This is a genomic window from Halomonas sp. TP35, assembly GCF_052375975.1.
GTDB classification, from domain to species: Bacteria; Pseudomonadota; Gammaproteobacteria; order Pseudomonadales; family Halomonadaceae; genus Vreelandella; species Vreelandella citrativorans.
Map to the genome: position 1 here is coordinate 1 of NZ_JBQSUZ010000047.1, position 437 is coordinate 437.

At 58.1% G+C, this 437-nt stretch carries 1 pseudogene; it reads left to right on the forward strand.

Annotated features, from left to right (window positions below):
* A pseudogene (locus ACT3RU_RS17985) lies at positions 1-437 on the forward strand (transketolase); the annotation flags it as partial.

The window sequence follows — 437 nt, forward strand, 5'->3', positions numbered from 1 at the left end:
ACTGCCGGCTGAAATACCGACCGAAGCCCTCATCGAGCAGGCCCAGGAAAAAGGCGCCAGCATCGCTACCCGTAAAGCGTCACTGGAAGCGCTTAACGTGATTGGTCCGAAAATGCCGGAACTGCTGGGTGGCAGTGCAGACCTTGCCCCGTCCAACCTGACCTTCTGGAAGGGCGCCAAAGCGATTACGCCGGAAGATGCCAGCGGTAACTACCTGCACTATGGCGTACGTGAGTTCGGCATGGGCGCGGTAATGAACGGTATCGCCCTGCACGGTGGTTTTGTCCCGTACGGTGCAACCTTCCTGATCTTCATGGAGTACATGCGTAACGCGGTTCGCATGGCGGCATTAATGGGGCAGCAGGCGATCTACGTATTTACCCATGACTCCATTGGCCTGGGTGAAGATGGCCCGACCCACCAGCCGATTGAGCAGC